Source organism: Brevundimonas sp. TWP1-3, from assembly GCF_049896085.1.
GTDB lineage: Bacteria > Pseudomonadota > Alphaproteobacteria > Caulobacterales > Caulobacteraceae > Brevundimonas.
Window position 1 is genome coordinate 1,233,097 of sequence record NZ_JAFCTP010000001.1, and the last position, 23,076, is coordinate 1,256,172.

20 protein-coding genes are annotated in these 23,076 nt (G+C 68.5%); 12 read left to right on the forward strand and 8 right to left on the reverse strand.

Annotated features, from left to right (window positions below; genetic code table 11):
- Position 1 precedes the first annotated feature (1 nt).
- From murD to ACP693_RS06235, 4 genes are all read left to right on the forward strand, one after another.
- Entirely contained in the window at positions 2-1,399 is a 1,398-nt protein-coding gene (gene murD / locus ACP693_RS06220) for a UDP-N-acetylmuramoyl-L-alanine--D-glutamate ligase (protein WP_426018109.1), read from the forward strand.
- Positions 1,396-2,574, forward strand: coding sequence for a peptidoglycan glycosyltransferase FtsW (locus ACP693_RS06225; protein ID WP_426018107.1), 1,179 nt, complete (start codon positions 1,396-1,398; stop codon positions 2,572-2,574). The genes murD and ACP693_RS06225 overlap by 4 nt, the downstream gene beginning before the upstream one ends.
- 507 nt (positions 2,575-3,081) lie before the next feature.
- Positions 3,082-4,182, forward strand: a complete 1,101-nt coding sequence (murG, locus tag ACP693_RS06230) for an undecaprenyldiphospho-muramoylpentapeptide beta-N-acetylglucosaminyltransferase (RefSeq protein ID WP_426018105.1) — start codon at positions 3,082-3,084, stop codon at positions 4,180-4,182.
- A 15-nt stretch (positions 4,183-4,197) separates the two neighbouring features.
- Positions 4,198-5,349, forward strand: a complete 1,152-nt coding sequence (locus tag ACP693_RS06235; protein ID WP_426018103.1) for a mechanosensitive ion channel family protein — start codon at positions 4,198-4,200, stop codon at positions 5,347-5,349.
- Here the strand turns inward: ACP693_RS06235 and ACP693_RS06240 are convergent.
- From ACP693_RS06240 to ACP693_RS06260, 5 genes are all read right to left on the reverse strand, one after another.
- Positions 5,300-5,725: a surface-adhesin E family protein gene (locus ACP693_RS06240; RefSeq protein WP_426018102.1), complete on the reverse strand. Its 426-nt coding sequence runs from the start codon at positions 5,723-5,725 to the stop codon at positions 5,300-5,302. The genes ACP693_RS06235 and ACP693_RS06240 overlap by 50 nt on opposite strands.
- The gene (smc, locus tag ACP693_RS06245; protein WP_426018101.1) at positions 5,722-9,159 is read right to left on the reverse strand and encodes a chromosome segregation protein SMC; all 3,438 of its coding nucleotides are present in this window, start codon (positions 9,157-9,159) and stop codon (positions 5,722-5,724) included. Before smc ends, ACP693_RS06240 begins: the two co-directional genes overlap by 4 nt.
- Before the next feature lie 12 nt (positions 9,160-9,171).
- On the reverse strand, positions 9,172-9,783 hold the full coding sequence (locus ACP693_RS06250) for a thioredoxin domain-containing protein (protein ID WP_426018099.1): 612 nt from the start codon (positions 9,781-9,783) through the stop codon (positions 9,172-9,174).
- A 1-nt stretch (position 9,784) separates the two neighbouring features.
- Complete coding sequence (locus ACP693_RS06255) at positions 9,785-10,429, reverse strand: DsbA family protein (protein WP_409713369.1); 645 nt, start codon at positions 10,427-10,429, stop codon at positions 9,785-9,787.
- A gap of 96 nt (positions 10,430-10,525) precedes the next feature.
- Positions 10,526-11,077, reverse strand: coding sequence for a DUF721 domain-containing protein (locus ACP693_RS06260; protein WP_426018098.1), 552 nt, complete (start codon positions 11,075-11,077; stop codon positions 10,526-10,528).
- A gap of 20 nt (positions 11,078-11,097) precedes the next feature.
- Here ACP693_RS06260 and mutY point away from each other — a divergent pair, with 20 nt between their 5' ends.
- The 3 genes from mutY to ACP693_RS06275 are packed head-to-tail and all read left to right on the forward strand — an operon-like array spanning position 11,098 to position 12,661.
- Positions 11,098-12,150: an A/G-specific adenine glycosylase gene (gene mutY / locus ACP693_RS06265; protein WP_426018097.1), complete on the forward strand. Its 1,053-nt coding sequence runs from the start codon at positions 11,098-11,100 to the stop codon at positions 12,148-12,150.
- A 12-nt stretch (positions 12,151-12,162) separates the two neighbouring features.
- Positions 12,163-12,441 (forward strand): BrnT family toxin, encoded by a 279-nt coding sequence (locus ACP693_RS06270; protein WP_426018096.1) that lies wholly within the window; start codon positions 12,163-12,165, stop codon positions 12,439-12,441.
- Entirely contained in the window at positions 12,395-12,661 is a 267-nt protein-coding gene (locus ACP693_RS06275) for a BrnA antitoxin family protein (protein ID WP_426018095.1), read from the forward strand. Before ACP693_RS06270 ends, ACP693_RS06275 begins: the two co-directional genes overlap by 47 nt.
- A gap of 9 nt (positions 12,662-12,670) precedes the next feature.
- Here ACP693_RS06275 and ACP693_RS06280 read toward each other — a convergent pair whose 3' ends face one another.
- From ACP693_RS06280 to ACP693_RS06290, 3 genes are all read right to left on the reverse strand, one after another.
- Positions 12,671-14,818 carry a glycogen debranching N-terminal domain-containing protein gene (locus ACP693_RS06280; protein ID WP_426018093.1) on the reverse strand — a complete coding sequence of 716 codons (2,148 nt, stop codon included), beginning with the start codon at positions 14,816-14,818 and terminating at the stop codon, positions 12,671-12,673.
- A gap of 149 nt (positions 14,819-14,967) precedes the next feature.
- Positions 14,968-16,083, reverse strand: coding sequence for a glycosyltransferase family 4 protein (locus ACP693_RS06285; protein ID WP_426018092.1), 1,116 nt, complete (start codon positions 16,081-16,083; stop codon positions 14,968-14,970).
- 210 nt (positions 16,084-16,293) lie between these two features.
- Positions 16,294-17,385, reverse strand: coding sequence for a site-specific DNA-methyltransferase (locus ACP693_RS06290; RefSeq protein ID WP_409713348.1), 1,092 nt, complete (start codon positions 17,383-17,385; stop codon positions 16,294-16,296).
- Positions 17,386-17,497: 112 nt separating this feature from the next.
- On the opposite strand from ACP693_RS06290, the gene murC reads away from it, so the two are divergent.
- The 5 genes from murC to ACP693_RS06315 all read left to right on the forward strand — a co-directional run bounded on the left by murC (position 17,498) and on the right by ACP693_RS06315 (position 23,065).
- A complete protein-coding gene (gene murC, locus ACP693_RS06295) occupies positions 17,498-18,937 on the forward strand; it encodes a UDP-N-acetylmuramate--L-alanine ligase (protein WP_426018090.1) in 1,440 nt (479 codons plus the stop codon).
- Entirely contained in the window at positions 18,934-19,833 is a 900-nt protein-coding gene (murB, locus tag ACP693_RS06300) for a UDP-N-acetylmuramate dehydrogenase (RefSeq protein WP_426018088.1), read from the forward strand. The genes murC and murB overlap by 4 nt, the downstream gene beginning before the upstream one ends.
- Positions 19,834-19,893: 60 nt before the next feature.
- A complete protein-coding gene (locus tag ACP693_RS06305) occupies positions 19,894-21,180 on the forward strand; it encodes a hypothetical protein (protein WP_426018086.1) in 1,287 nt (428 codons plus the stop codon).
- Between the two features lie 68 nt (positions 21,181-21,248).
- On the forward strand, positions 21,249-22,190 hold the full coding sequence (locus ACP693_RS06310) for a D-alanine--D-alanine ligase (protein ID WP_426018085.1): 942 nt from the start codon (positions 21,249-21,251) through the stop codon (positions 22,188-22,190).
- Positions 22,178-23,065: a cell division protein FtsQ/DivIB gene (locus tag ACP693_RS06315; RefSeq protein ID WP_426018083.1), complete on the forward strand. Its 888-nt coding sequence runs from the start codon at positions 22,178-22,180 to the stop codon at positions 23,063-23,065. Before ACP693_RS06310 ends, ACP693_RS06315 begins: the two co-directional genes overlap by 13 nt.
- The last annotated feature ends 11 nt before the right edge of the window (positions 23,066-23,076 follow it).

A 23,076-nucleotide genomic window follows, 5' to 3' on the forward strand; every position in this document is an offset into this window, starting at 1 on the left:
GATGATCCCCGTTCCCGGCTTTGAGGGCAGGCGGGTCGCGGTCTTCGGCCTGGGACGGTCGGGGATCACGGCCGCGCGCGCGCTCCAGGCCGGGGGCGCGATCCCCATCCTGTGGGACGACGGCGTCTCGGGGCGGATGCAGGCCGAGGCGGAAGGCTTCACGGTCGAGGACCTGACCACGGCCGACTGGCCCGCCTTCGCCGCCCTGGTCCTGTCGCCCGGCGCGCCTCTGACCCATCCCAAACCGCATTGGACGGTCGACCGCGCCCGCGCCGCCAACGTCCCCGTCATCGGCGACGTCGAACTGTTTGCCCGCGCCCTGACCGCCTTGCCGAAAGACCAGCGCCCTCGCGTCGTCGCCATCACCGGCACGAACGGCAAGTCCACCACCACCGCCCTTATCGGCTGGGTGCTGAAGTCGGCGGGGCTGACGGTCCATGTCGGTGGCAACATCGGCATCGGCGTCCTGGCTCTGCCGGCGCCGACGCCCGACGCCGTCTATGTGATCGAGGTCTCCAGCTACCAGTTGGACCTGACTGCGACCTTCGCCCCCGATGTCGCCATCCTGACCAACATCAGCCCCGACCACCTGGACCGCCACGGTGGCATGGAGGGCTATGTCGCCGCCAAGGCGCGGATCTTCCAATCTCCCGACACTTTTCCTCTGATCGGTGTGGATGAGCCCGAAGGGCAGTTCATATGGGAAAATCTCATCGACAACGGGCGTGTTGCAGCCCCGATTTCTATGCGCGAGGACGCTGATTCCGCCGTGCATCTGATCGCTGGGCAGCTAGCTCTTGAAGACGGTGATGTCTTTCGCGATGTGGTGGATCTGACCCAAGCCAAATCGCTTCCCGGTAAGCATAACGCTCAGAATGCAGCCTTTGCTCTACTGGCCGCCCTCAATCTTGGCGTCTCGGAGCGCACCGCCGTCGCCGGCCTGCTGTCCTTCCCCGGCCTGGCCCACCGCATGGAGGCCGTCGGCCGCCTCGGCCCGGTCCGCTTCATCAACGATTCCAAGGCCACCAACGCCGACGCCGCGCGTCAGGCCCTGTCCTCCTACCCCCACGTTTTCTGGATCGCGGGCGGTGTGCCAAAGGCCGGCGGCATCGACGACCTGGCCGACCTCTTTATGCGCGTGACCAGGGCCTATCTGATCGGCGAAGCGTCCGAGGCCTTCGCCGCGACGCTGGCTGACACCCCCCACGTCATCGCAAAAACCCTGGACGCCGCCGTCGCCACAGCCTCTGCCGACGCCGCATCCGCCGGCGGGGACCAGATCGTCCTCTTGTCCCCCGCCTGCGCCAGTTTCGACCAGTATCCCGACTTCGAGGCGCGGGGCGAAGCCTTCCGCGCTGCCGTCCTGGCCCTCGGCGCCGTCCCGGAACATCGGTCATGAGCGCCCCCTATACCCCCGCCTTCTCGCGCAACGACCAGAGCCACGTAGCCCAGTGGTTCTGGACCGTGGATCGCGGCCTGCTGGGCGCGGCGCTGGCGCTGATGGGCCTGGGGGTGGCGCTCAGCTTCGCCTCCAGCCCCGCCGCCATTTTAGCCGATGAATCGATCACCGACCCCTTCCACTATTCCTGGCGGATGATGGTCTTCTCGGGCCTGGGACTGAGCCTGATGCTGACCAGCTCGCTGCTGTCGCCGCGCGGGGTGCGCCGCATCGCGGTCCTCGCCCTGTTCGGGGCCATCCTGGTCATGATGGCCCTGCCGTTCATCGGCGACACGGTGAAGGGGGCCGCCCGCTGGGTGAACTTCGGCCCGTTCAGCCTGCAACCGTCCGAGTTCGCCAAGCCCGGCCTGATCGTTTTCGCCGCCTGGATGTTCGCCGAGGCGCAGAAAGGGCAGGGGGTGCCGGGCGTCACCATCGCCTTTGGCTTCTACGCCCTGACGGTCTCCCTGCTGCTGATCCAGCCCGACATCGGCCAGACCCTGTTGATCACCACCACCTTCATGGCCGTCTTCTTCATGGCGGGGGTGCCGTTCAAATGGATGGCGGTCCTGGCCAGCGCGGGCATGGCGGGGCTGGTATCGCTGTATTTCGTCTTCGGCCATATGCGCGACCGCCTCAGCCGCTTCTTCTCGCCCGAGACTACCGACACCCACCAGATCGACAGCGCGTCCGAGGCCATCCGCGCCGGCGGCCTGCTGGGTCGCGGCATCGGCGAGGGCGTGATGAAACGCCGGGTGCCCGACCTGCACACCGACTTCATCTATTCCGTCGGCGCTGAGGAGTTTGGCCTGATCCTCAGCCTGATCATGATCGGCCTCTACGCCTTCATCGTCATCCGGGGTATGCGCCGGGCGATGAAGCTGACCGACCCGTTCGAACAGACGGCGGCGGCGGGCCTGTTCATGTTGATCGGGCTTCAGGCCTGCATCAATGTGGCGGTGAACCTGAACCTGATCCCGACCAAGGGGATGACCCTGCCCTTCATCAGCTACGGCGGCTCGTCCATGCTGGCCATGGGCCTGACCATGGGCTTCGCCCTGGCCCTGACGCGGCGCCGCCCCGGCGCGTATGAGCCGGGGGCCAGCCTGCCGGGCAGGGGACGGCGGTTGCTCTAACTTCCTTTCGTCATCCTCTTCGGCGCCGCTAGGGTGATGCGGGCTTGGAAGGCGTTCATCACAACGGCCACGACGAGGTCACAGCGAACACGACGGGATCGAACCGCGTCGGCTCCCAGCGCCATGTCCAGGCGATTGATCAATTTGCGGCTTTGTCGCGCCGCAGGCCATCAAGATTTCTGGGCCCGGCACGGTCCCGTCGTGTCCGCCGTGACCTCGTCGTGCCCGTTGTGACGAACCTTTTGACCGCGCTGATGGCGCCGGCCTCAACAATCCGCCATTTCAGCCAAATATATCCCAGTAATTTCGACCGTTTGATGCTGACCAGCCGCCTTCTCCTGTCCACACCCCAAAACCGTGCGATCCTGTGGCCACCCATCCTCGACCCCACCCGCCCGCCACGGATTTCAGACGAATTGCACTATTTAGACGGTGTTTTTCGCGCCCCCGCCGTCTGGATTTCAGACGAATTGCACTATTCAGACCCTCTTTTTCGGAGCCCGCCCCATGACCAAGCTCTGCGTCGTCGCCGCCGGCGGCACCGGCGGCCATATGTTCCCGGCCGAGGCCCTGGCGCGCGAGATGGCGGCGCGCGGCTGGCGGGTGGTGCTGGCGACCGATCACCGTGGCGAGCAATACGCCCACGCCTTCCCGGCCGAGGAAGGGCTGGCGCTGGATGCGGCCACCGGCTCCGGGCCGCTGGGTCTGATCAAGGCGGGCGTCGCCATCTTCAGGGGCGTGGTCCAGGCGCGCACGGCCTTCGACCGGCTGGGCGCCGACGTGGTCGTGGGCTTCGGCGGCTATCCTTCCGCGCCGGCCCTGGTTGCGGCCGTCACGTCCCAGCGGCCGACTGTGATCCATGAACAGAACGCGGTCCTGGGCCGCACCAACCGCATCCTGGCTCCCTATGTCGGTCAGGTCGCCTCGTCCTTCCCGTCGCTGGAGCGGGCGCCGGCCAAGGTCCAGGGCCGCTCGCACGTCGTCGGTTCGCCGGTGCGGGCCGAGATCCGCGCCCTGTTCGACCGCCCCTATGTCGCCCCCGCCGACAATGGCCCGATCCATGTGCTGGTGACGGGCGGCAGCCAGGGTGCCCGCATCCTGTCCGAGACCACGCCGCGGGCTTTGGCGGCATTGCCGGAGGCCTTGCGCCGTCGCCTGAAGGTGCAACAGCAGTCGCGGCCCGAGACGCTGGAGGCCGCGCAGCAGATCTATCTGGAGGCCGGGATCGAGGCCGAGGTCGCCCCCTTCTTCCGCGACATGGCCGAACGTCTGTCCAGCGCCCATCTGGTGGTGGGCCGTTCCGGCGCCTCGACCTGCGCCGAACTGGCGGTGGCGGCCCTGCCGTCCATTCTGATCCCGCTGAAGATCGCCACCGACGACCACCAGCGCCTGAACGCCAAGGCCCTGACGGACGCCGGCGCCGCCGAGGTCATTCTGGAAGACGACCTGACCGTCGACCGCCTCGCCGCTGTCCTGACCGCCGTCCTGTCAGACCCCGCCCGCCTGTCCGCCATGTCCGCCGCCGCCCGCTCCGTCGCCATCCCCGACGCCGCCCAGCGCCTGGCCGATCTGGTCGAGGCGACGGCAGGTCAACCGCAACGCCCCTGATGCGTTAGGAAGCCCATGCCTCCCGAAATCATCGCCGTCACCCGCCAGATCCGCGCCCTTTGGCATCGGTTCGACTGGCTGCCCGAATGGGCGGTCGTCGTGCTGGTTCTGCTGGTCTTCGTCGGCGGCGGCTGGCTGACGCATAAGATCGCCTTCGCCATCCTGCGCCGCGTCGTCAAGAACAAGGACGTCTTCTGGCGCGGCGTGGTCGAGCGCGCCCGGATCAAGCTGCGCGTCCTGATCATCATCATCGGCGTCGGCATCGGCGTGACCGTCTCGCCCATGGACCCCGGCCCGTCCCAGGACATCCGCAACGTCCTGCAGTTCCTGTTCGTCCTGACCCTGGGCTGGCTGGCCTCGGGCGTGCTCGACATGTGGTCGGTGATGCACCTCAAACGGTACAATGTCGCCGTCGAAGACAATCTGCTGGCCCGCAAACACCTGACCCAGACCCGCATCCTGCAGCGGGTGGCCAAGGTCGTCCTGTTCATCGTCACCGTCGGTCTGGCCCTGATGACCATCGCCGGCTTCCGCCAGTGGGGCGTCAGTCTGCTGGCCTCGGCCGGCGTCGTCGGCATCATCGCCGGCCTGGCCCTTCAGCCGATCCTGACGAACATGGTCGCCGGCATCCAGATCGCCCTGACCCAGCCGATCCGCCTGGACGACGCCGTCATCGTCGAGAACGAGTGGGGCAATGTCGAGGAAATCACCGCCACCTATGTGGTGGTCAAGCTGTGGGACTGGCGGCGGATGGTCCTGCCCCTGTCCTACTTCATCACCAAACCCTTCCAGAACTGGACGCGCGAGAACGCACGGCTGATCGGCACGGCCTTCTTCTACGTCGATTACGAGGCGCCGATCGATCGGCTGCGCGAGGCGTTCGAGGGGATCGTGAAGAGCTCGAAACTGTGGGACGGCGACGTCCAGGTCATGCAGGTGACTGACATCACCGAACGCGTGCTTCAGGTCCGCTGCCTGGCCAGCGCCCGCTCGGCCCCAGTCGCCTTCGACCTGCGCTGCGAAATCCGCGAGAAGCTGATGGCCTTCATGCGCGACGAATGCCGCGAAGCCCTGCCGCGCGACCGCATCGAGTGGCCGCAGGGGGAGGAGAGGCCGGTCAGTCCGCCAACGCCGCCTGGCCCCGACGGATTGCTTCGTCCAGCGTGAGCGTCTCGGGACTGATCCTGTCGCCACAGGCCACGGCCAGCAGCTCCGCCGCATCGCCGCCGGGCGCGGCGGCATAGGCCGGGGCTGGATCGGCCGTCGCCGGACCTTCGGTCCCGTCGGACTTCAAGGATGCGAAGTCCAGTCGGTCCGCTGTCTTCGCCCGGCAGTCGAAGGCCCACCGCGACCAGCCCCCGACATAGGTCACGTCCCCGACCTTGAACCCCGCCTCCGTGACCTGAAGCTCGCGCATATGGGCGATGTCGCCGTCCTGTTCGATGGACGCCACGTCGGCGTAGATGGCGAACCGGCCGACGCCGGTCTCGACCAGTTGGGGATCGGCCCGAGTCAGCAGCAAGGCCAGCAGTAGGGCGATCATGCGACCAGGGTCTCCGCCTGGTGCAGGTCCACGCTGACCAGCTGGCTCATGCCGCGTTCGGGCATGGTGACGCCGTACAGGCGGTCCATCCGGCTCATTGTCACCGGATTGTGGGTGATGACGATGAAGCGGGTGTCGGTGCGGCTGCGCATCTCGTGCAGCATGCGGCAGAAGCGGTCGACGTTGGCGTCGTCCAGCGGGGCGTCGACCTCGTCCAGCACGCAGACCGGCGCAGGGTTGGCCAGGAAGACGCCGAAGATCAGGGCCGCCGCCGTCAGGGCCTGCTCGCCGCCGCTCATCAGGCTCATGACCGACAGCCGCTTGCCGGGCGGGCAAGCGTAGATCTCAAGCCCCGCCTCCAGCGGATCGTCGCTCTCGACCAGTTTCAGCTCGGCCTGACCGCCGCCGAACAGGGCCTCGAACAGGCTCTTGAAGTTGGCGTTGATGACGTCGAAGGCGGCGACCAGCCGCTCGCGGCCCTCGGCGTTCAGCTCGTCGATGCCGTCGCGCAGTTTGGCGATCGCCTGGGTCAGGTCGATCCGTTCCGACTTCATGCTGTTCAGCCGGTCGCCGTATTCCACCGCCTCGTCCTCGGCGCGCAGGTTGACGGCGCCCAGGGCCTCGCGTTCCCGCTCCAGCCCGTAGAGCAGGCTCTCGGCCCCGGCCGCGTCGGGCGGGCGGGCGATGGCGTCGTCGGTCAGTTTGCGGCCCAGTTCGTCGGGCGACATCTGGGCCGTCTCGCGCAGGGTGGCCTCGGCCTCGGTCAGCTTCTCTGCGGCGGCCTCGGCGCGGGCGGACAGGCCGGCGCGAGCCTCGCGCGCCTGGGACGCCGCAGTCTCGGCGGCGCGAGACGCGCGGTCGGCGTCGGCCGCTGCGGTTTCGGCCACGGCCATCGCGTCCGATGACGCCTGTTTCCTCTGTTCGGCGGCGGTCAGCGTGTCCAGCAGCTTGCCGCGCTGTTCGGCGAAGCCCTGGGGCGCGACCTCGGCCTGTAACAGCTGCGCGGCGGTCTTGTCCGCGTCCTTGCCCAGGGCGGCGACGCGGGCGGCGCTGTCCTTTGACCGCGTGATCCAGCCGTCGCGGGCGCGTGTCAGGCTGCCCAACCGCTGCTCGCGGCCCTGGCGGTCGCGAGCCTCGGCGTCACGATCCGAGCGGGCGGTCTGGGCGGCGAGGCGGGCGACATCAGCGGCGGCCCGGGCGGCGGTCAGTTCGTCGCGCAAGCCCGACAGGGTCTCGGACGGGGTGTCCGTGGTCTGGGCGGCGTTCAAAGCGGCCTCAGCCTCGGTCACCTCGGCGGCCAACCGTGTCACGGTGTCGCCCAGGGCCTGGGCGCGGGCCTCACGGCGGGCCTGGTCGCGGGCCAGGGTTTCGACGCGGTCGCGGGCGGCGGTCACGGCCTTGTCGGCGGCGAAGGGAGCCAGGCGGGCGGTCTTCACCGCCTCCTCGGCGGCGCGGAAGGCGTCGGTGGCGGCCTTCTGGGCGGCCTGGGCCTGATCCAGGGCGGGTCGGCCCTTGTCGATCTCGGCCTCCAGTTCGGCCAGGCGCGTGCGCTGGGCCAGGCGGACGGCGGCGGGGCGGGGCGCCTCGGCGCGGCTGACGAACCCGTCCCAGCGATAGAGGTCGCCTTCGGTCGTGACCAGACGCGCGCCGGGAGGCAGGGCCTTGACGAGGTCGGCCGCCTGTCCGTGGGACGCGACGCCGCACAGGACGAGGCGGGCGCTCAGTTGCTCGGGCGCCTGAACATGGTCGGACAGGGGCGTGACCCCGGCGGGCCAGGACGGGGAGGGCGCGTCCGCCCCGCCCCAATAGGCTGCGGCCTTGGCGTCCAGCGCAGCGTCCAGATCGTCGCCCAGGGCGGCGGCCAGGGCGGCCTCATAGCCCTTGTCGGCGCGGACCTTGTCGAGCGCAGGCGGATGGTCGCGCTTGCCGGTGACCAGCAGCTGGGCCAGGCCGCGCGCCTCGGTCTGCAACCGCCCAAGCCGGTCTTCGGCGGCGCGGGCGGCGGTGCGCGCCTCCTGCTCGGTGCGGGCGAGGTCGCCGCGCTTGGCCTCGGCCGCCTCGACGGCCTCGCGCGCGGTGGTCAGCTCGGCCTGGGCGGTCTCCAGCGCCTGGCGGGCGGTCTGCAGCTCGGGCGTCTCCAACGGACCCAGAGCCTCGCGTTCACGCAGGGCTTGATCGTGCTGGCCGGTGACGCGGGCCAGCCGGGTTTCGGCATCGCGCTTGCGCGCCGTCTCGGCGTTGGCGCGCGCCTCGACGGCGGCCAGGGTTCCGGCCAGGCGTTCGACCTCGCTGTCGGCGGCCTTGCGGGCGTCCTCGGCGGCGGCCAGGGCCTTGTCCAGTTCGGGGCCGCGTTCGGGGGCGGCGGCGATCTCGGCCTTCAGCCGGGTCAGCTCGTGGTCCAGCCGGTCCAGTTCGCGCTGGGCGTCGGCGGCCATGTTGGTTTCACGCTCGACGTCGGCGGCGATGCGGGCGGCCTCGGCCTTGAGCCGGTCCACCTCGGCGCGGGCGGCCTGTTCGGCCATGTCGAGCCGGTCACGCTCCAGGCTGGCGCGGTGCAACAGGGCCGAGGCGACGGCGTCCTCCTCCCGCGCGGGCTTCAGGGCTTCCTGAGCGACGAGGGCGGCCGTCTGTGCGGCGGCGGATGCGGTCGTGGTTTCAGCGACCGCACGGTCGGCGTCTCGCAGTTCCTCGGCGGCGGCTTCGGCGGCCAGTCTGGCGTCGTTCCAGCGGACGTAGAGCAGGGCGGCTTGCAGGGCGCGGATTTCGGCGGAGATCTTCTTGTATTTCTCGGCCTGGCGGGCTTCGCGCTTCAGCCGGTTCAGCGCCGTCTCCAGCTCGCGGCCGATGTCGTCCAGCCGGTCGAGATTGGTCTCGGCCGCCTTGAGCCGCAGCTCGGCCTCGTGGCGGCGAGTGTGCAGGCCGGCGACGCCGCCCGCCTCTTCCAGGATGCGGCGGCGGTTCTGCGGCTTGGCGGCGATCAGCTCGCTGATCTGACCCTGACGCACCAGGGCGGGCGAGTTGGCGCCGGTCGAGGCGTCGGCGAACAGCAGCTGGACGTCCCGCGCGCGCACCTCCTTGCCGTTGATGCGATAGGTCGAGCCCTGGCCCCGGTCGATGCGGCGCGACACCTCCAGCATGGGACTGTCGGTAAAGGGCTGGGGCGCGCGGCGAGCAGCATTGTCGATGGTCAGGCTGACTTCGGCGTGACTGCGCGGGGGGCGGCCCGCCGCGCCGGCGAAGATGACGTCGTCCATGCCCTGGCCGCGCATGGCCTTGGCCGAGTTGGCCCCCATGACCCAGCGCAGGCCTTCCAACACGTTCGACTTGCCGCAGCCGTTGGGGCCGACGACGCCGGTCAGGCCGGATTCGATATGCACCTCCGCCGGGTCGACGAACGACTTGAAGCCGACGAGCCGGAGGCGCTGGAACTGCATCGGCGTCGAGGGCTACCGAAGCAGTGGGTCGATGGCGGCCGACAGGGCGTCCAGCGAGGGATCGGCGACGGGCTTGCCGTTGACGAAGAAGGCGGGCGTGCCGGTGACGCCGGCCGCATCGGCGCCCGCGATCTGGGCGTCCAGTTCAGCGCGGATGGTCGGGCCTTCCAGGCAGGTCTCGATCTGTTCGCGCGTCTTGCCGCTGGCGGCGATGCCCGCTGCGAACCAGGGTTGAGGCCCCGTGGTGCGCAGATTGGCCTGGTCGCGCATGAAGATGCCCGCCACGTCGAAGTAACGTTCGGGCGCGGCGCACAGGGCCACAGCAGCAGCGGCGGCGGCGACATTGGCGGGCTGGGTCGGCAGGTTGCGATGAACCAGCCGGACCTTGCCCGTGTCGATGTACTTGGCCTTGAACGCCGGCAGCACGGTGTTGTGGAAGTCCGCGCAGTGCGAGCAGGTGAAGGACGCGTATTCGATCACCGTCACCGGCGCATCCGCGCGACCCAGGACATGGTCCTGGGCCGTGACGGGCGGCGGCGCATCGGCGGCGAAGGCCGGCGCCGCCAGACCCGCGGCGGCCAGGGCGACGAAGACCGATAGCGAGAGGGCGGCGCGGCGGATCATCTTATTTCGCCAGTTCGGCGTCGATGGCGGTGGACAGGTCGGCCAGGCTTGCGCCCTCGCCGCCGGGGGTGATGACCTGGGTGTCGTTCACATAGAAGGCCGGGGTGCCGGTCACGCCCTGGGTGCGGGCGGCCTGGACGCGGGTTTCCATGGCGGCGACGGCGTCCTTGTCGGTGACGCAGTCGTTGAACTGCTGCTCGGACATTCCGGCGGCCTGGGCGGTGCGCAGCAGCCAGTCGCGCGGCGACGAGGTCAGCATCTCCTGCTGGGTCGCCATCAGCTGGTGAACGACGTCGAAATACTTGTCCGGGCCGGCGCAGCGCGCGACCAGGAAGCCGGCGGTGGCGGCGTCGACCGGCGGGGTCGGCAGCTCGCGGAAGATGTAGCGGACCTTGTTGGTGTCGACGTATTTGGCCTTGAATGCCGGCCAGGTGTTCTTCTGCCACAGGGCGCAGTGGGGGCAGGTGACCGAGGCGTATTCGACCACGGTGACCTTGGCGCCTTCCGGCGCGCCCAGACCCATGTCGCCCTCTGCCGCACCCTTTGCGCCGCCGCCGCACGCGGCTAGGGCCATGGTCGCCAGGGCGGCGCCGGTGATGGCCGCACGACGGCTCATGCGGACGAAGCGGGATTCAGTGTCGGCCATGGGACTTCCTTGATCGGATCGTTGGCGAATGGTGGCGCGATTCCCCCGGAACAGCGCAACCCCAGACTTGTCGAGAACAGGTGCGGCGAAGTTTTGTCAATCTTGACTGTTGTGACGTGACAGGGCGACGCGGCCAAGGCGGGCTAGCGCAGCGCGCAGATCGTCGGGGGCGGAGGCAATGGAGGCGGCGAGATCGGCCTCGGCCTGGGCGGGCAGGGGCGGGGGCTTGGCGCTGCGTTTGGGGCGCGAGGCGGCCTCTTTCAGGGGGGCGACCGGCCCCTGGGCGATACGCAGGCGATCGACCGTTCCGGCGCCCAGGAACAGATTGACGCGGGCCAGGATGTCTTCCGACTGATGCTGGATCAGCAGGGCGGCGGCGCCGGCGACGCGCAGCTCCAGCACGCCGGGCTGGCCGCCCTTGCCCTTGGTCAGCTTCTGGGGGCGGGTGACGCGGGCCAGACGGTCGCCGACGATCTCGCGCCAGCGGGGCTCCAGCGCGCCGGCGCCGCGTCCGAACTGCTCGTCCAGCTTCTTGATCAGGGGCGTCAGCGCCTTGCCCGCGCGCGGCGCCGGCCTGGGGACCGGACGAGTGCGGCGGCGAGACAGGATCTCGCGGACCTCGGCGTCTGTGGGCAGCGTGCGGCGCATGGGTCTATATAGCCCGGTCCATGGCTTGCGTCTCTCCCGACATCGTCCTGATCCGATCCCGGCTGCTGGCCTGGTACGACGCCCATGCGCGCAGCCTGCCTTGGCGGGCGGCCGTGGGCGCGGCGCGGACCGAGCCTTACCGCGTCTGGCTGTCGGAGGTCATGCTTCAGCAGACGACCGTGCCGCATGCCACGCCCTATTTCCACGCCTTCACCACGCGGTGGCCGACGGTCTGCGACCTGGCGGCGGCCGAGGATGCGGAGGTGATGGGGGCCTGGGCGGGGCTGGGCTACTACGCCCGGGCCCGCAACCTGCTGGCCTGCGCGCGAGCGGTGGCCGGCGAGCATGGCGGGGTGTTCCCGGATACGGAGGCCGGCTTGCTGGCCCTGCCGGGGGTGGGCGCCTATACGGCCGCCGCGGTGGCGTCCATCGCCTTCGACCGGGCGGCCAATGTGGTGGACGGCAATGTCGAACGGGTCATGGCGCGGCTGTTCGCGGTCGAGACGCCGGTTCCGGCCGCCCGGCCTGAACTGAGGCGGCTGGGGGGGCTGTTCGTTACCGACCAGCGGCCCGGAGACTGGGCGCAGGCGTTAATGGATCTTGGGGCGACCGTGTGCCGACCCAAGTCGCCGTCGTGCGGGACCTGTCCCGTGGCGAGCGAATGCCTGGGCCTGGCGAGCGGCGACCCGGCCCGTTTTCCGCTGAAGGCCAAGAAGGCGGATCGGCCGCACCGGCGAGGTACAGCCTATGTGCTGGTCGACGATCAGGGTCGGGTGGCGGTCGAAACGCGGCCCGACAAGGGGCTGCTGGGCGGAATGCTGGGCCTGCCGACCAGCGACTGGACGACGGACGCGCCGTCAGGGGCGGCGCCGATCGAGGCCGATTGGCGTGAGGCCGGCGCGGTCGAGCATGTCTTCACCCACTTCAGCCTGACCCTGACGGTGATGACGGCGCGCGGCGAGGCGGACGGCGCCTGGCGCTGGATGCCGGTCGAGGCGGCGCGCGCGGCCCTGCCCACGGTGTTCGCCAAGGCGCTGGATCGGGCGACCGTTGAACCTGATCTATTTTTGTAGTAACAAAAATCCGTGCGCATCACCTTCGATCCGAGCAAGCGCGAGCGCACCTTGGCCGAGCGAGGGCTGGATTTCGCCCAGGCGGCGGCCGTGTTCGACGGCGATCATCTGACGTTCGAGGATGATCGCCAAGACTATGGAGAACGACGCCTGATCACCATCGGGCGTTTGACGGACCGGATGGTGGTTCTGGTGTGGACGCCGCGCGGGGAAGCGCGCCACGTCATTTCGATGAGGAAGGCCAATGACCGTGAACAGCGACGCTACGAAGACCGATTGGGTCGATCCTGACGACGCGCCCGAGCTGGACGACGCCTGGTTCGAAAAGGCGGATCATCATCGCGGAGAGACGCTGGTCCGACGCGGACGCCCAAAGGGCGCGGAGAAGGTCTCGACCACCATAAGGTTCGACGCCGACGTGTTGGCGGCGTTCAAGCAGGACGGCGCCGGGTGGCAGACCCGCATGAACCAGGCCCTGCGCGACTGGCTGGCCAGGAAGTCTGCGGCCTGAGCCTGGTCTTCACCGCAGGGTGCGGATCGCGACCCTGCCCTGTTTATGATTGGGGATGACGACGGCGCGGCCGCCGGCGTGCTGGATGTTCAGATCGACGACGGAGCCGCCGACCTCCAGGCCAGTGATCCTCAGACGGTCCAGGCCGGCGGGCAGGACGGGGTCGGCTAAATCGACCGTCTCGGTCCAGGCGTCGATGGACAGGCCCAGCGTGGCTTGCAGCATCAGGAAGACCGAACCCGCCGCCCAGGCCTGGGGCAGGCAGGCGACGGGATAGGCGATGGGCGGCTCGCCCGGTTCGCGCGGGAAGCCGCAGAACAGTTCGGGCAGTCGCAGGTGGAAATGGGCCGCGGCGGCGTAGATCTCGGCCAGGATTTCCGAGACGGCCTCTCGCTCTCCATAGTTGGCCATTCCGGCGGCGGCCATGGCGGTGTCATGGGGCCAGACCGAGCCGTTGTGATAGCTCATGGGATTGAAGCGGGCCTGGCCCAGCTCCAGCGTGCGGATACCCCAGCCGGTGCGGAACTCGGCCGACAGCAGGCGTTTGGTGACGCGGCGCGCGCGCTCCAGCGACGGCAGGCCGGTGAACAGCAGATGGCCGGCGTTGGAGGCGATGGCGCGGCATTGCTCGCCGTCGCCGTCCAGAGCGACCGCGTAGAAGCCTTCGTCCTCCATCCAGAACTTGTCCTCGACCAGGGCGCGGACCTGTTCGGCGCGCATCCGCCATTCGGCCGCGCGGTCGTCGTGCAGGCGTTCGCCCAGGTCGCCCAGCGCGCGCCAGGCGGCGAAGGCGTAGCCCTGCACTTCCAGCAGGGCGATGGGGCCCTTGGGGAAGCGGCCGTCGGCGTGGAAGATGCTGTCTTCGGAGTCCTTCCAGCCCTGGTTGGACAGGCCGGTGTCGGCGCCGCGCTGATAGTCGATCAGGCCGTCGTTGTTGCTGTCGCCATAGTCGCGCATCCAGTCGGCGGCGGCGATCAGGTTCGGCCAGAGCGTGCGGATCAGGTCCAGATCGCCGGTGCGGTTGGCGTAGGCGCCGGCGAGAGCGACGAACAGGCAGGTGGTGTCGACCCCGCCGTAATAGAGGCCGAAGGGAACCTCGTGCAGGGCGCTCATCTCGCCGCCGCGCGTCTCGTGCATGATCTTGCCGGGTTGGCTGTCCTGGAACAGCGAGGTCTCGGTCGCCTGGCGCGACGCCAGATAGGTCAGGACGCCCTTGGCCAGGGACGGGTCCAGCCACAGCATCTGCCAGGCGGCGATGATGCCGTCGCGCCCGAACGGGGTCGAGAACCAGGGCGTGCCCGCATAGGGATACGGACCGGTCGGCAGGTCGGTGGTCAGCAGCGCCATGTCGGCCCGCGACTGGTCCAGCCAGTCGTTGAACCGCGGGCTGCGCGGCCCGCGCACCGAGGCGCCGCGCCGACGCTTGGCGCGCATGGCCAGGCGCGCCTGGACGGCGTTTAGACGCCAGCGCCCGGCGTCCGGCGTCTCGCAGGCATCGACGCCGCATTCGATGAACAGGTCCATCGAGCGCCCCTTGGGCAGGCTGAACATGAACTCGGCGCGCTGGTGCGTCAGGCGGGCGGGGGGCTCGGAGAAGGCGATGCAGCTGGAACGATCGACATCGTCCAGGCCGGTATAGCGGAAGGTGACGCGGCGGCCGTCAGTGGTCGGGGTGTGGATGGTCCCGCGCTTGGCCCGAGGCGTGCCGCGCACCTGGAAGATGTCGGCGAAGTCGGCGCCGAAATCGAAGGCCAGCGGCAGAAGGATGTCCTCCACGCCGTGATTGACCATGCGGATGCGCTCGAACATCCGTCGGCCCCAAAGGAAGCGACGCCGCTCGATATGCAAGACGCCGGCAGGGGCGGACCGGCCGCCCATGGGGGGCAGGGGGCGGTTGGTGGTGTGGCAGGAGAAGAAGACGTTGTCCTGGCTGACGCCAGAAGACAGCCGCGACGGCTTCTGCAGACCGACCGTCATGGCCCAGCGCGACAGGACGCGCGTGTCGTCGGCGAACAGGCCGTCTGCGCCGCCTTTCATGTCGCCCCAGCCGTCCGCGACCAGGAAGGTGTCGCCGTCCTTCAGAGCCATCAACTGTTCGAGGCCGGAAGCCTCGACGGTTTCGCCGGCGGTCAGTTGGGTGGAATAGGCGTCGTCCATGCGGTCTCTTCCCCGTCGTTTGAGGCCTCGGCCGAACGTGTCGCACCCGAATGCGGCGCTCAGTGGCCGCTTGAGTGATCAAATGAAGCAGGCGACGGAGGGTTCATTTCCGCCGCCTGTTTTTCTTGGATAATCGTCGGCTGCGACGCTTAGGCGATGGCGGCGAAGCTGCGATCTTCTTCGATGGGGCGTAAGGGCGTAATCACATTGCCTAGCGGCGCCTCGGCGAAGGGACGCCGGGCCAACAGGTCGCCGTAAACGTCCAGGTAGCGGCGGGCCATGGCGGTGGCCGAGAACCGCAGGTCGAAGCGGGCGCGAACAGTCTGTCGGTCCAGCAGATGGGCGCGGCCGGCGGCGACGATCGCCTGTTCCATCGTATCGACCAGGAAGCCGGTGGCGCCGTCCTCAATGATCTCGGGCGTCGAGCCGCAGCGGAAGGCGACGACCGGTGTGCCGCAGGCCATGGCCTCGATCATCACCAGGCCGAAGGGCTCGGGCCAGTCGATGGGGAAGAGCAGGGCGTCGGCGCCGCCAAGGAAGGCGGACTTCTGGTGGTCGCCGATCTCGCCGATGAACTCGATCAGGGGATTGCCCTCGACCATCGGACGGATGGTCTCTTCCCAATAGCGTTTGTCGGCGGCGTCCACCTTGGCGGCCATCTTCAGGCGTTTGCCCAGTCTGGTGGCGATTTCGATGGCGCGGTCGGGGCGTTTCTCGGGCGAGATCCGGCCCAGGAAGGCGAGGTAGCCCTCGGACTTGGGTGAAAACAGATACTGTTCGCTCGGCATGCCGTGATGGACGGTCGCCTTCCAGTTGGCGAAATGCAGGGGCTTGCGCTGGTCGTCCGAGATGGAGACCAGGCCAAACTCGCTCCAGCGCGCATAGACGCCGGGCAGGTCCTTCATGTCGAGGCGCCCGTGCAGGGTCGTGATCGTCTTGTCCGCATACTGCCGGAACAGCGGGAAATGGATCATGTCGGTGTGGAAGTGGATCAGGTCGAACTCGTCGGCGCGGTCCATCACCTCGCCCAGCATGGACAGGTGGGCGGCGAGGTCGGATTTGAGCGGGGCGGGATCCAGGCGAATGGCCTGATCGCGGACGGGCACCAGGCGCGCCTTGGTGTGGGCGTCGGCGCTGGCGAACAGGGTGACATCATGGCCCAGATCGACCAGGGCGTCGGTCAGGTGCGCGACGACGCGTTCAGTGCCGCCGTAAAGCTTCGGAGGAACGGCCTCGTAAAGCGGGGTGACCTGCGCGATCTTCATGATGTTGTGCTCCGACCCCGCACCGGCGGGGGCCGTGGACAACAATGGTCTCGCAACTGCGAAGTTCCATCGCGGCTTGCGAATTTTCACATAGGTTTCGGTAGGTTACAGCGAAGCTGGCCCTGCGTTCGTGTGCGAAATCGTACGTATCGGCCCCGCGTTGCCGGCTAAGTGCTTGATGTGGCTGATGCGACGTGGGGTCGCATCAACTTACATCGCGGCGCGAACCTCGGAGCGCAGGGCGTCTATGGATTTCAGGCCCTGGTCCGTCTTGAAGCGCCAGTAGGTCCAGCCGTTGCAGGCGGGGGCGTTTTCCAGGAGGGCGCCCAGTTTGTGAATCGACCCGCTGAGCGAGCCGGAGACCAGGGAACCGTCCGCGCGGACGCGGGCCTCGCGCTCGCCCTTGGGGCAATACAGACGATCGCCGGCGTTCAGCAGGCCGGCCTCAACCAGGGCGCCGAAGGGCACCTTGGGCTCGGCGCGCTTGGAGCCGGTGACGATCAGGTCCTCGGGGCGGGCGGGGATGACCGAGGCGATGCGGGTCTCGGCGACGTCGGCATAGGTCTCGTCACGCTCGATGCCGATATAGTGACGGCCCAGCCGCTTGGCGGCGGCGCCGGTCGTGCCGGTGCCGAAGAAGGGGTCCAGGATCACGTCGCCGGGGCGGGTCGCCGACAGCAGGACGCGGTGCAGCAGGGCCTCGGGCTTCTGGGTCGGGTGGGCCTTCTTGCCGTCGGCGTCCTTGATCCGCTCTTCGCCGGTGCACAGGGCGAAGGTCCAGTCGGACCGCATCTGGGTGTCTTCGTTGAAGGCCTTCATCGCATCGTAGTTGAAGGTGTAGCGCTTCTGATCGCGGCTCTTGGCGGCCCAGATCAGGGTTTCGTGGGCATTGGTGAACCGGGTGCCCTTGAAGTTCGGCATTGGGTTGGACTTGCGCCAGATGATGTCGTTAAGCACCCAGAAGCCCAGGTCCTGGATCGCCGAACCCAGTCGGAAGACATTGTGGTAGCTGCCGATCACCCAGATCGAACCCTCAGGCTTCAGCACGCGCCGGCATTCCGCCAGCCAGGCGCGGGTGAAGGCGTCGTAGGCGGCGAAACTGTCGAACTTGTCCCAGTCGTCGTCCACGGCGTCGACCTTGGAATTGTCGGGACGCAGCAGGTCGCCGCCCAGTTGCAGATTATAGGGAGGGTCGGCGAAGACCATGTCCACCGAGGCGTCGGGCAGGCTCTTCAGCACTTCGATGCAGTCGCCACGGTGAATGACGTCCTTGGCGAGGACAGGGGTCTTCAGATCGGACATGGAACGCGGCCCCGCAACAATGAGACCGCCATGGTGAATCCTTGTGGTTAAGGTCGGGTAACCGGCTGCGAAGGGTGATGCAAAACGCATCGCGTCTGTCTATGACGCTTCGATGATCGCACGCCTTCGCCCCGTTCCATTCGACCTCGGTCCCGTCCATTTCGTCGGCATAGGCGGCATCGGCATGAGCGGCATCGCCGAGATCATGCTGAAGATCGGCTATTCGGTTCAGGGCTCGGACGCCAAGGCCAGCGCCAACACTGAACGCCTGGAACAGCTCGGCGCCCGAATCTTCATCGGCCATGACGCCGCCCATGTGGGCGAGGGCGTTTCGGCGGTGGTCTATTCGACGGCGGTCAAGGCCGAGAACCCCGAGATGAAGACGGCCCGCGAACGGCGCATCCCGCTGGTGCGACGGGCCGAGATGCTGGCCGAGCTGATGCGGCTGCAATTCTCGATCGCTGTCGGCGGCACGCACGGCAAGACGACGACGACCTCGATGGTCGCGGCCCTGCTGGATGCGGCGGGCCTGGATCCGACGGTGGTCAACGGCGGCATCATCAACGCCTATGGCACCAACGCCAAGGTCGGCGACGGCGACTGGATCGTGGTCGAGGCGGACGAGAGCGACGGCAGCTTCCTGCGCCTGAAATCGACGGCGGCCATCGTGACCAACATCGATCCCGAGCATCTGGATCACTACGGCGACTTCGACGGGGTGCGGAAGGCCTTCATCGATTTCGTCGAGAACATCCCCTTCTACGGCTTCGCCGCCGTCTGCCTGGATCACCCGGAGGTGCAGCGGCTGGTCGCCGCCATCGATAACCGGCGACTGGTGACCTACGGCGTCAATCCCCAGGCCATGGTGCGGGCCGAGAACATCGACATGGGCGCGGACGGCTGCCGGTTCGACGTGGTGTTCCAGGGCGCGGGAGCGGATGCCGACGAGACGCGGATCGACGGCCTGTATCTGCCCATGGCCGGGGGCCACAACATCGCCAACGCCTTGGCCGCCATTGCCGTGGCGCGCGAGCTGAACGTGGCCGACGAGGCGATCAGGACCGGCCTGGCCGGCTTCGGCGGGGTCAAGCGCCGCTTCACCACCACGGGCGTCGTCAATGGCGTACGGATCGTGGACGACTACGGCCACCACCCGGTCGAGATCGCCGCCGTGCTGAAGGCCGCGCGCCAGGTGGTGCAGAACGCTGAGGGCGACGGCCGTGTCATCGCCGTGGTCCAGCCGCACCGCTACACACGCCTGCGCGACCTGATGGAAGAGTTTTCGACCTGTTTCTCGGACGCCGACGCGGTGATCGTGGCCGACGTCTATGCGGCGGGCGAGGCGCCGCTGGACGGGGTGGACAAGCATGCGCTGGTGGACGGCGTCCGCCGCTTCGGTCACCGCTCGGTCCAGGCGTTGGAGGGTGTAGAGGCCCTGCCCGGCGTGATCGCGGGCGAGGCCAAGGCGGGTGATCTGGTCGTGCTGCTGGGCGCCGGCGACATCACGTCCTGGGCCTATGCCCTGCCGGGGCAGTTGGAGGCGCTGTCGTGATCGACTTGCCCGAGGTTCGCGGCAAGCTGCTGCTTAACGAGCCGCTGGCGCCCTTCACCTGGTTCCGGGTGGGCGGGGCCGCCGAGGCCTTGTTCATCCCGGCGGACGCTGATGACCTGGCTTACTTCCTGAAGGCGCTGGACCCGGCTGTGCCCGTGACCGTGCTGGGCGTGGGCTCGAACGTCATCGTGCGTGACGGCGGGGTCGAGGGGGTGGTGATCCGCCTGGCCGGGCGGCCTTGGGCGCAGATCACGACGGACGGCGATACGATCACGGCCGGCGCCGGCGCGCTGGATTCCATGGTCGCCAAGGCCTCGGCCAAGGCGGGGATCGCCGGGCTGGAATTCTATGCCGGCATTCCGGGGACCATCGGCGGCGCCCTGACCATGAACGCCGGTTGCTATGGCGCGGAGACCAAGGACGTGCTGGTCTCGGCATGGGGGTTGAATCGCAAGGGCGAGCGGGTCGATTACGCTCTGGCCGACTTCGGCTACACCTATCGCCATAGCCAGGTGCCGGCCGACATCATCTGGATCGAGGCGACCTATCGTGGCGCACCCGACGCGCCCGAGGCCGTCGCCGCCCGGATCAACGACATCACCAGCCGCCGCGAGACCACCCAGCCGATCCGGGAAAAGACGGGCGGCTCGACCTTCAAGAACCCACCCTGCCATTCGTCGTGGAAACTGGTGGACGAGGCCGGCTGGCGTGGCAAGTTGCACGCAGAGACAGGCGGCGGAGCCAGGTTCAGCGACCTGCACTCCAACTTCATGATCAACCCCGGCGAGGCCACCGCCGCCGATATCGAAGGCCTGGGCGAGGCGGTGCGGGCCGATGTGCTGGCCAAGACCGGCGTTCAGCTGGAGTGGGAGATCAAGCGGATCGGCCGACGCTGATCTCTAGTTGCGCGGGAGGGGTCCGCGCGTTACGGGAAAATTTCTTGGGGGAGAAATCAGATGAAGCGTATCGCAGCCGTCGTGGGTCTTATGGCCCTGGTCGCAGAACCGGCTCAGGCTCAACTCGTCACGCGGGCGGCGGTCGGGCCTGCCGTTCCGGATGCCAAGAACCGTATCGACCTGACGCGGTCCACCGCTGGATACACCTATTTCAACCGCGCCGGCGTCGATCTGGCTCAGCATGATGCGGCGGTGAGCGCTTGTATGGTCGAGGCCTCGCGCATGCGTCAGCCCGACGACAATGGCGCGGCGGGGGCTGCGGCGGCCGGCGGATTGCTGGGCGCGCTGGTCGTCGGCGTCATGCAGGGCGCCATGAACGGCATGCATGAACGCAGAGGCGTCGCCGCCAACGTCGAGAACTGCATGGTGGTAGACGGCTGGCGCGTCGTTCGCCTGGACGAGACGGAAGGCAAGACGCTGGACGCGCTGGAGCAGCCGGAGCTTCACGCCGCCTTGGCCGAACATGTCGGCGCCACGCAGCCGAAGGGCGAGATCGTCCGCGCGTATAATAACGACGCCGTACGTGGCGGGACGGTGCTGATCGGCCGTTCAGGCGATCTGGACAAGGTGTCCCTGAGCCTGCAGGCCCAGCCTCCGGAAGGCGCGACGCCGCCGCCCGGACGAAAGGGGCCGCAGGCGCCGCGCACCGCTCGCCCGCCGCGCGCTCTCAAGGCCGAAGAGGTCGCGGTGACGGCTGGAGACGCTCTGATCACCGTGCGGCTGACCGGCATGGCCGAACAAGGCGGTCGGACGCTGTTCTTCACGCGCCAGGGGCCCGCGCCCGATGTCCAGCCCTGGGAGCAGGACGGTCGTCCTGCGCTGTTCGCCGTCGCCCTGCCGACGCGCGGCGCTGTGCGCGGCGACCGCACACGGGCCGTGACCCAGACCTTCTCCGTGCCGCCCGGTCGCTGGCGGCTGAGCGCGGTCAATGTCGGCCAGTACATCACCCATTTCTGCCTGGGCAACTCAGGGTTCGAGGCCCGCGACGGTGAGGCGGTCTATGCCGGCGCGTTCGACTTGTCTGGCGAGCAGCTTCGGCCGGACATGACGGTGCGCGACGATCTGTTGGCGCCTGCGTCGCCCGCTGCGACAGCGGGTCTGCGTCACCGCGCAGCGGAGTGGTCTTACGGCGACAAGGAACAGTGTCAGGGCGCCTATCTCTATGCCTTGGACCTGACACCGGCGGCGGCCACCGCGCGGCAAGTTGAGCCGGCCGCGATTGAGGCGACGGCCGAGGATGTGCCTGTGATCGTGATTGAAACAACAGCGTCATCAACACTTCAGTGACGTCTTGAGGGTTTGGTTGACGGGCTGTTAACGACCTGCGCGGCATCCAGACGGTTCTGGAGCCGCCCATGACCCGCCCCTTCGCATCCCTTCATGTCGCCGTCCTGATGGGTGGCCTTTCCGCAGAGCGGGAGGTTTCGCTGTCGTCGGGCGAGCAGTGCGCGCAGGCGCTGGAGCGTCAGGGCGTGCGCGTCAGCCGCGTGGACGCCGGGCGCGACCTGGCCAATGTGCTGTCCGGCCTGATCAAGCCCGATGTGGTGCTGAACTGCCTGCACGGCGCCTGGGGCGAGGACGGCTGCGTCCAGGGCGTGCTGGAGACGCTGAAGATACCCTATAGCCACTCGGGCGTGCTGGCCTCGGCTCTGGCGATGGACAAGGACAAGTCCAAGGCCGTGTTGCGGGCGGCGGGCATCAAGGTGCCGGGCGGCGGCCTGTATGATCGCCACGAGGTCGCCAGCCGTCACGTCATCGACCCGCCCTATGTGGTCAAGCCGAACGCGGAAGGCTCGTCCGTCGGCGTCTTCCTGGTGCGCGAGGGCGCCAATCGGCCCGTGGCCGAGGTGGGCGAACCGGGCTGGGCCTATGGCGAACAGGTCGTGGTCGAACCCTATATCGCCGGCAAGGAACTGTGCGTCACGGTGTTGGGCGAACCGGCCGGGCCGCGCGCCCTGACGGTGACCGACATCACCCCGACCAAGGGCTTTTACGACTACGAGGCCAAATATGCGCCAGGCGGGTCGGTGCATGTCCTGCCCGCCGTCCTGCCTGCTCCTGTGTTCGATAAGGCCCTGCGTCAGGCCGAGGCCGCGCACGTCGCCATGGGGTGCCGGGGCGTGTCCCGATCCGACTTCCGTTATGACGATGTTAAGGACGATCTGGTCCTGTTGGAGGTCAATACTCAGCCCGGCATGACCCCGACCTCGCTCGCGCCCGAGCAGGCGGCCCATACCGGGATGAGCTACGACGATCTGGTTCGGTGGATGGTGGAGGACGCCTCATGCCCGCGGTAGTTCGCGGCGGTCGGCGACAGAGTTCTAATCAGGCTCCCCAACGCGGCGCGGCTCCCAAAGGCGGAGGGCGGTCGCGTGGCGGGGCCAAGAACGCGTCCGCCATTCCCGGCAAGATGGCCGCCATCGGCCGTGTCGATATTTCACCCCGCACCGCCGTGATCGCCCTGGGCGCCGGCGCGCTGCTGCTGGTCGGGGTTCTGGCCACGGGCGCCCGCGCCGAGCGGATCGGCGCCTCGGTTTCGCATGGGGTCGATAATCTGACGGCCGGCATGGGTCTGACGCTGAAGCGGGTGCATATCACCGGCGCCTCGCCCGAGGCCGAGCCGGCGATCCAGCAGGCGCTGGGTCTGTATTCCGGCCAGCCGATCACCAGCCTGGATCTGGACGCCATCCGCACGCGGGTTCAGGGCGTGGGCTGGGTCAAGGAGGCGCGCGTGGTGCGCCTGTTGCCCGACACCCTGATCATCGAGGTCAAGGAACACGACCGTCTCGCCGTCTGGCAGGAAGCCGGTCAGATCAAGGTCATCGACGCGCGCGGTCAGGTCATCGACGGGGCCGATGCGCGCCGATATCCGAGCCTGCCGCTGGTCGTGGGCAAGGGCGCCGATGTCGCGGCCGGCGAAATCCTGCCGCTGCTGGCCCAGCGTCCCCGCCTTATGGGGATGGTGGACGCCCTCGTTCGCGTGGACGAGCGCCGCTGGGATCTGCGTCTGAAGGACGGCAGCCTGATCCAGTTGCCCGCCACCGAACAGGAGGCGGCCCTGATCCGCCTCGATGCGCTGGACCAGCGCGAACGCCTGCTCGACCTGGGCTTCGCCCGTGTCGATCTCAGAACCCCGGACGAGGTCGCGGTGCGACCTGCCGGCGACGCCTAGGAACGCCAAGA

Bases quoted from the DNA above. Each gene is read 5' to 3' on its own strand.
- murD (WP_426018109.1), top strand. From the start codon at position 2: ATGATCCCCGTTCCCGGCTTTGAGGGCAGGCGGGTCGCGGTCTTCGGC.
- ACP693_RS06225 (WP_426018107.1), top strand. From the start codon at position 1,396: ATGAGCGCCCCCTATACCCCCGCCTTCTCGCGCAACGACCAGAGCCAC.
- murG (WP_426018105.1), top strand. From the start codon at position 3,082: ATGACCAAGCTCTGCGTCGTCGCCGCCGGCGGCACCGGCGGCCATATG.
- ACP693_RS06235 (WP_426018103.1), top strand. From the start codon at position 4,198: ATGCCTCCCGAAATCATCGCCGTCACCCGCCAGATCCGCGCCCTTTGG.
- ACP693_RS06240 (WP_426018102.1), bottom strand. From the start codon at position 5,725: ATGATCGCCCTACTGCTGGCCTTGCTGCTGACTCGGGCCGATCCCCAA.
- smc (WP_426018101.1), bottom strand. From the start codon at position 9,159: ATGCAGTTCCAGCGCCTCCGGCTCGTCGGCTTCAAGTCGTTCGTCGAC.
- ACP693_RS06250 (WP_426018099.1), bottom strand. From the start codon at position 9,783: ATGATCCGCCGCGCCGCCCTCTCGCTATCGGTCTTCGTCGCCCTGGCC.
- ACP693_RS06255 (WP_409713369.1), bottom strand. From the start codon at position 10,429: ATGGCCGACACTGAATCCCGCTTCGTCCGCATGAGCCGTCGTGCGGCC.
- ACP693_RS06260 (WP_426018098.1), bottom strand. From the start codon at position 11,077: ATGCGCCGCACGCTGCCCACAGACGCCGAGGTCCGCGAGATCCTGTCT.
- mutY (WP_426018097.1), top strand. From the start codon at position 11,098: ATGGCTTGCGTCTCTCCCGACATCGTCCTGATCCGATCCCGGCTGCTG.
- ACP693_RS06275 (WP_426018095.1), top strand. From the start codon at position 12,395: ATGACCGTGAACAGCGACGCTACGAAGACCGATTGGGTCGATCCTGAC.
- ACP693_RS06280 (WP_426018093.1), bottom strand. From the start codon at position 14,818: ATGGACGACGCCTATTCCACCCAACTGACCGCCGGCGAAACCGTCGAG.
- ACP693_RS06285 (WP_426018092.1), bottom strand. From the start codon at position 16,083: ATGAAGATCGCGCAGGTCACCCCGCTTTACGAGGCCGTTCCTCCGAAG.
- ACP693_RS06290 (WP_409713348.1), bottom strand. From the start codon at position 17,385: ATGTCCGATCTGAAGACCCCTGTCCTCGCCAAGGACGTCATTCACCGT.
- murC (WP_426018090.1), top strand. From the start codon at position 17,498: ATGATCGCACGCCTTCGCCCCGTTCCATTCGACCTCGGTCCCGTCCAT.
- ACP693_RS06305 (WP_426018086.1), top strand. From the start codon at position 19,894: ATGAAGCGTATCGCAGCCGTCGTGGGTCTTATGGCCCTGGTCGCAGAA.
- ACP693_RS06310 (WP_426018085.1), top strand. From the start codon at position 21,249: ATGACCCGCCCCTTCGCATCCCTTCATGTCGCCGTCCTGATGGGTGGC.
- ACP693_RS06315 (WP_426018083.1), top strand. From the start codon at position 22,178: ATGCCCGCGGTAGTTCGCGGCGGTCGGCGACAGAGTTCTAATCAGGCT.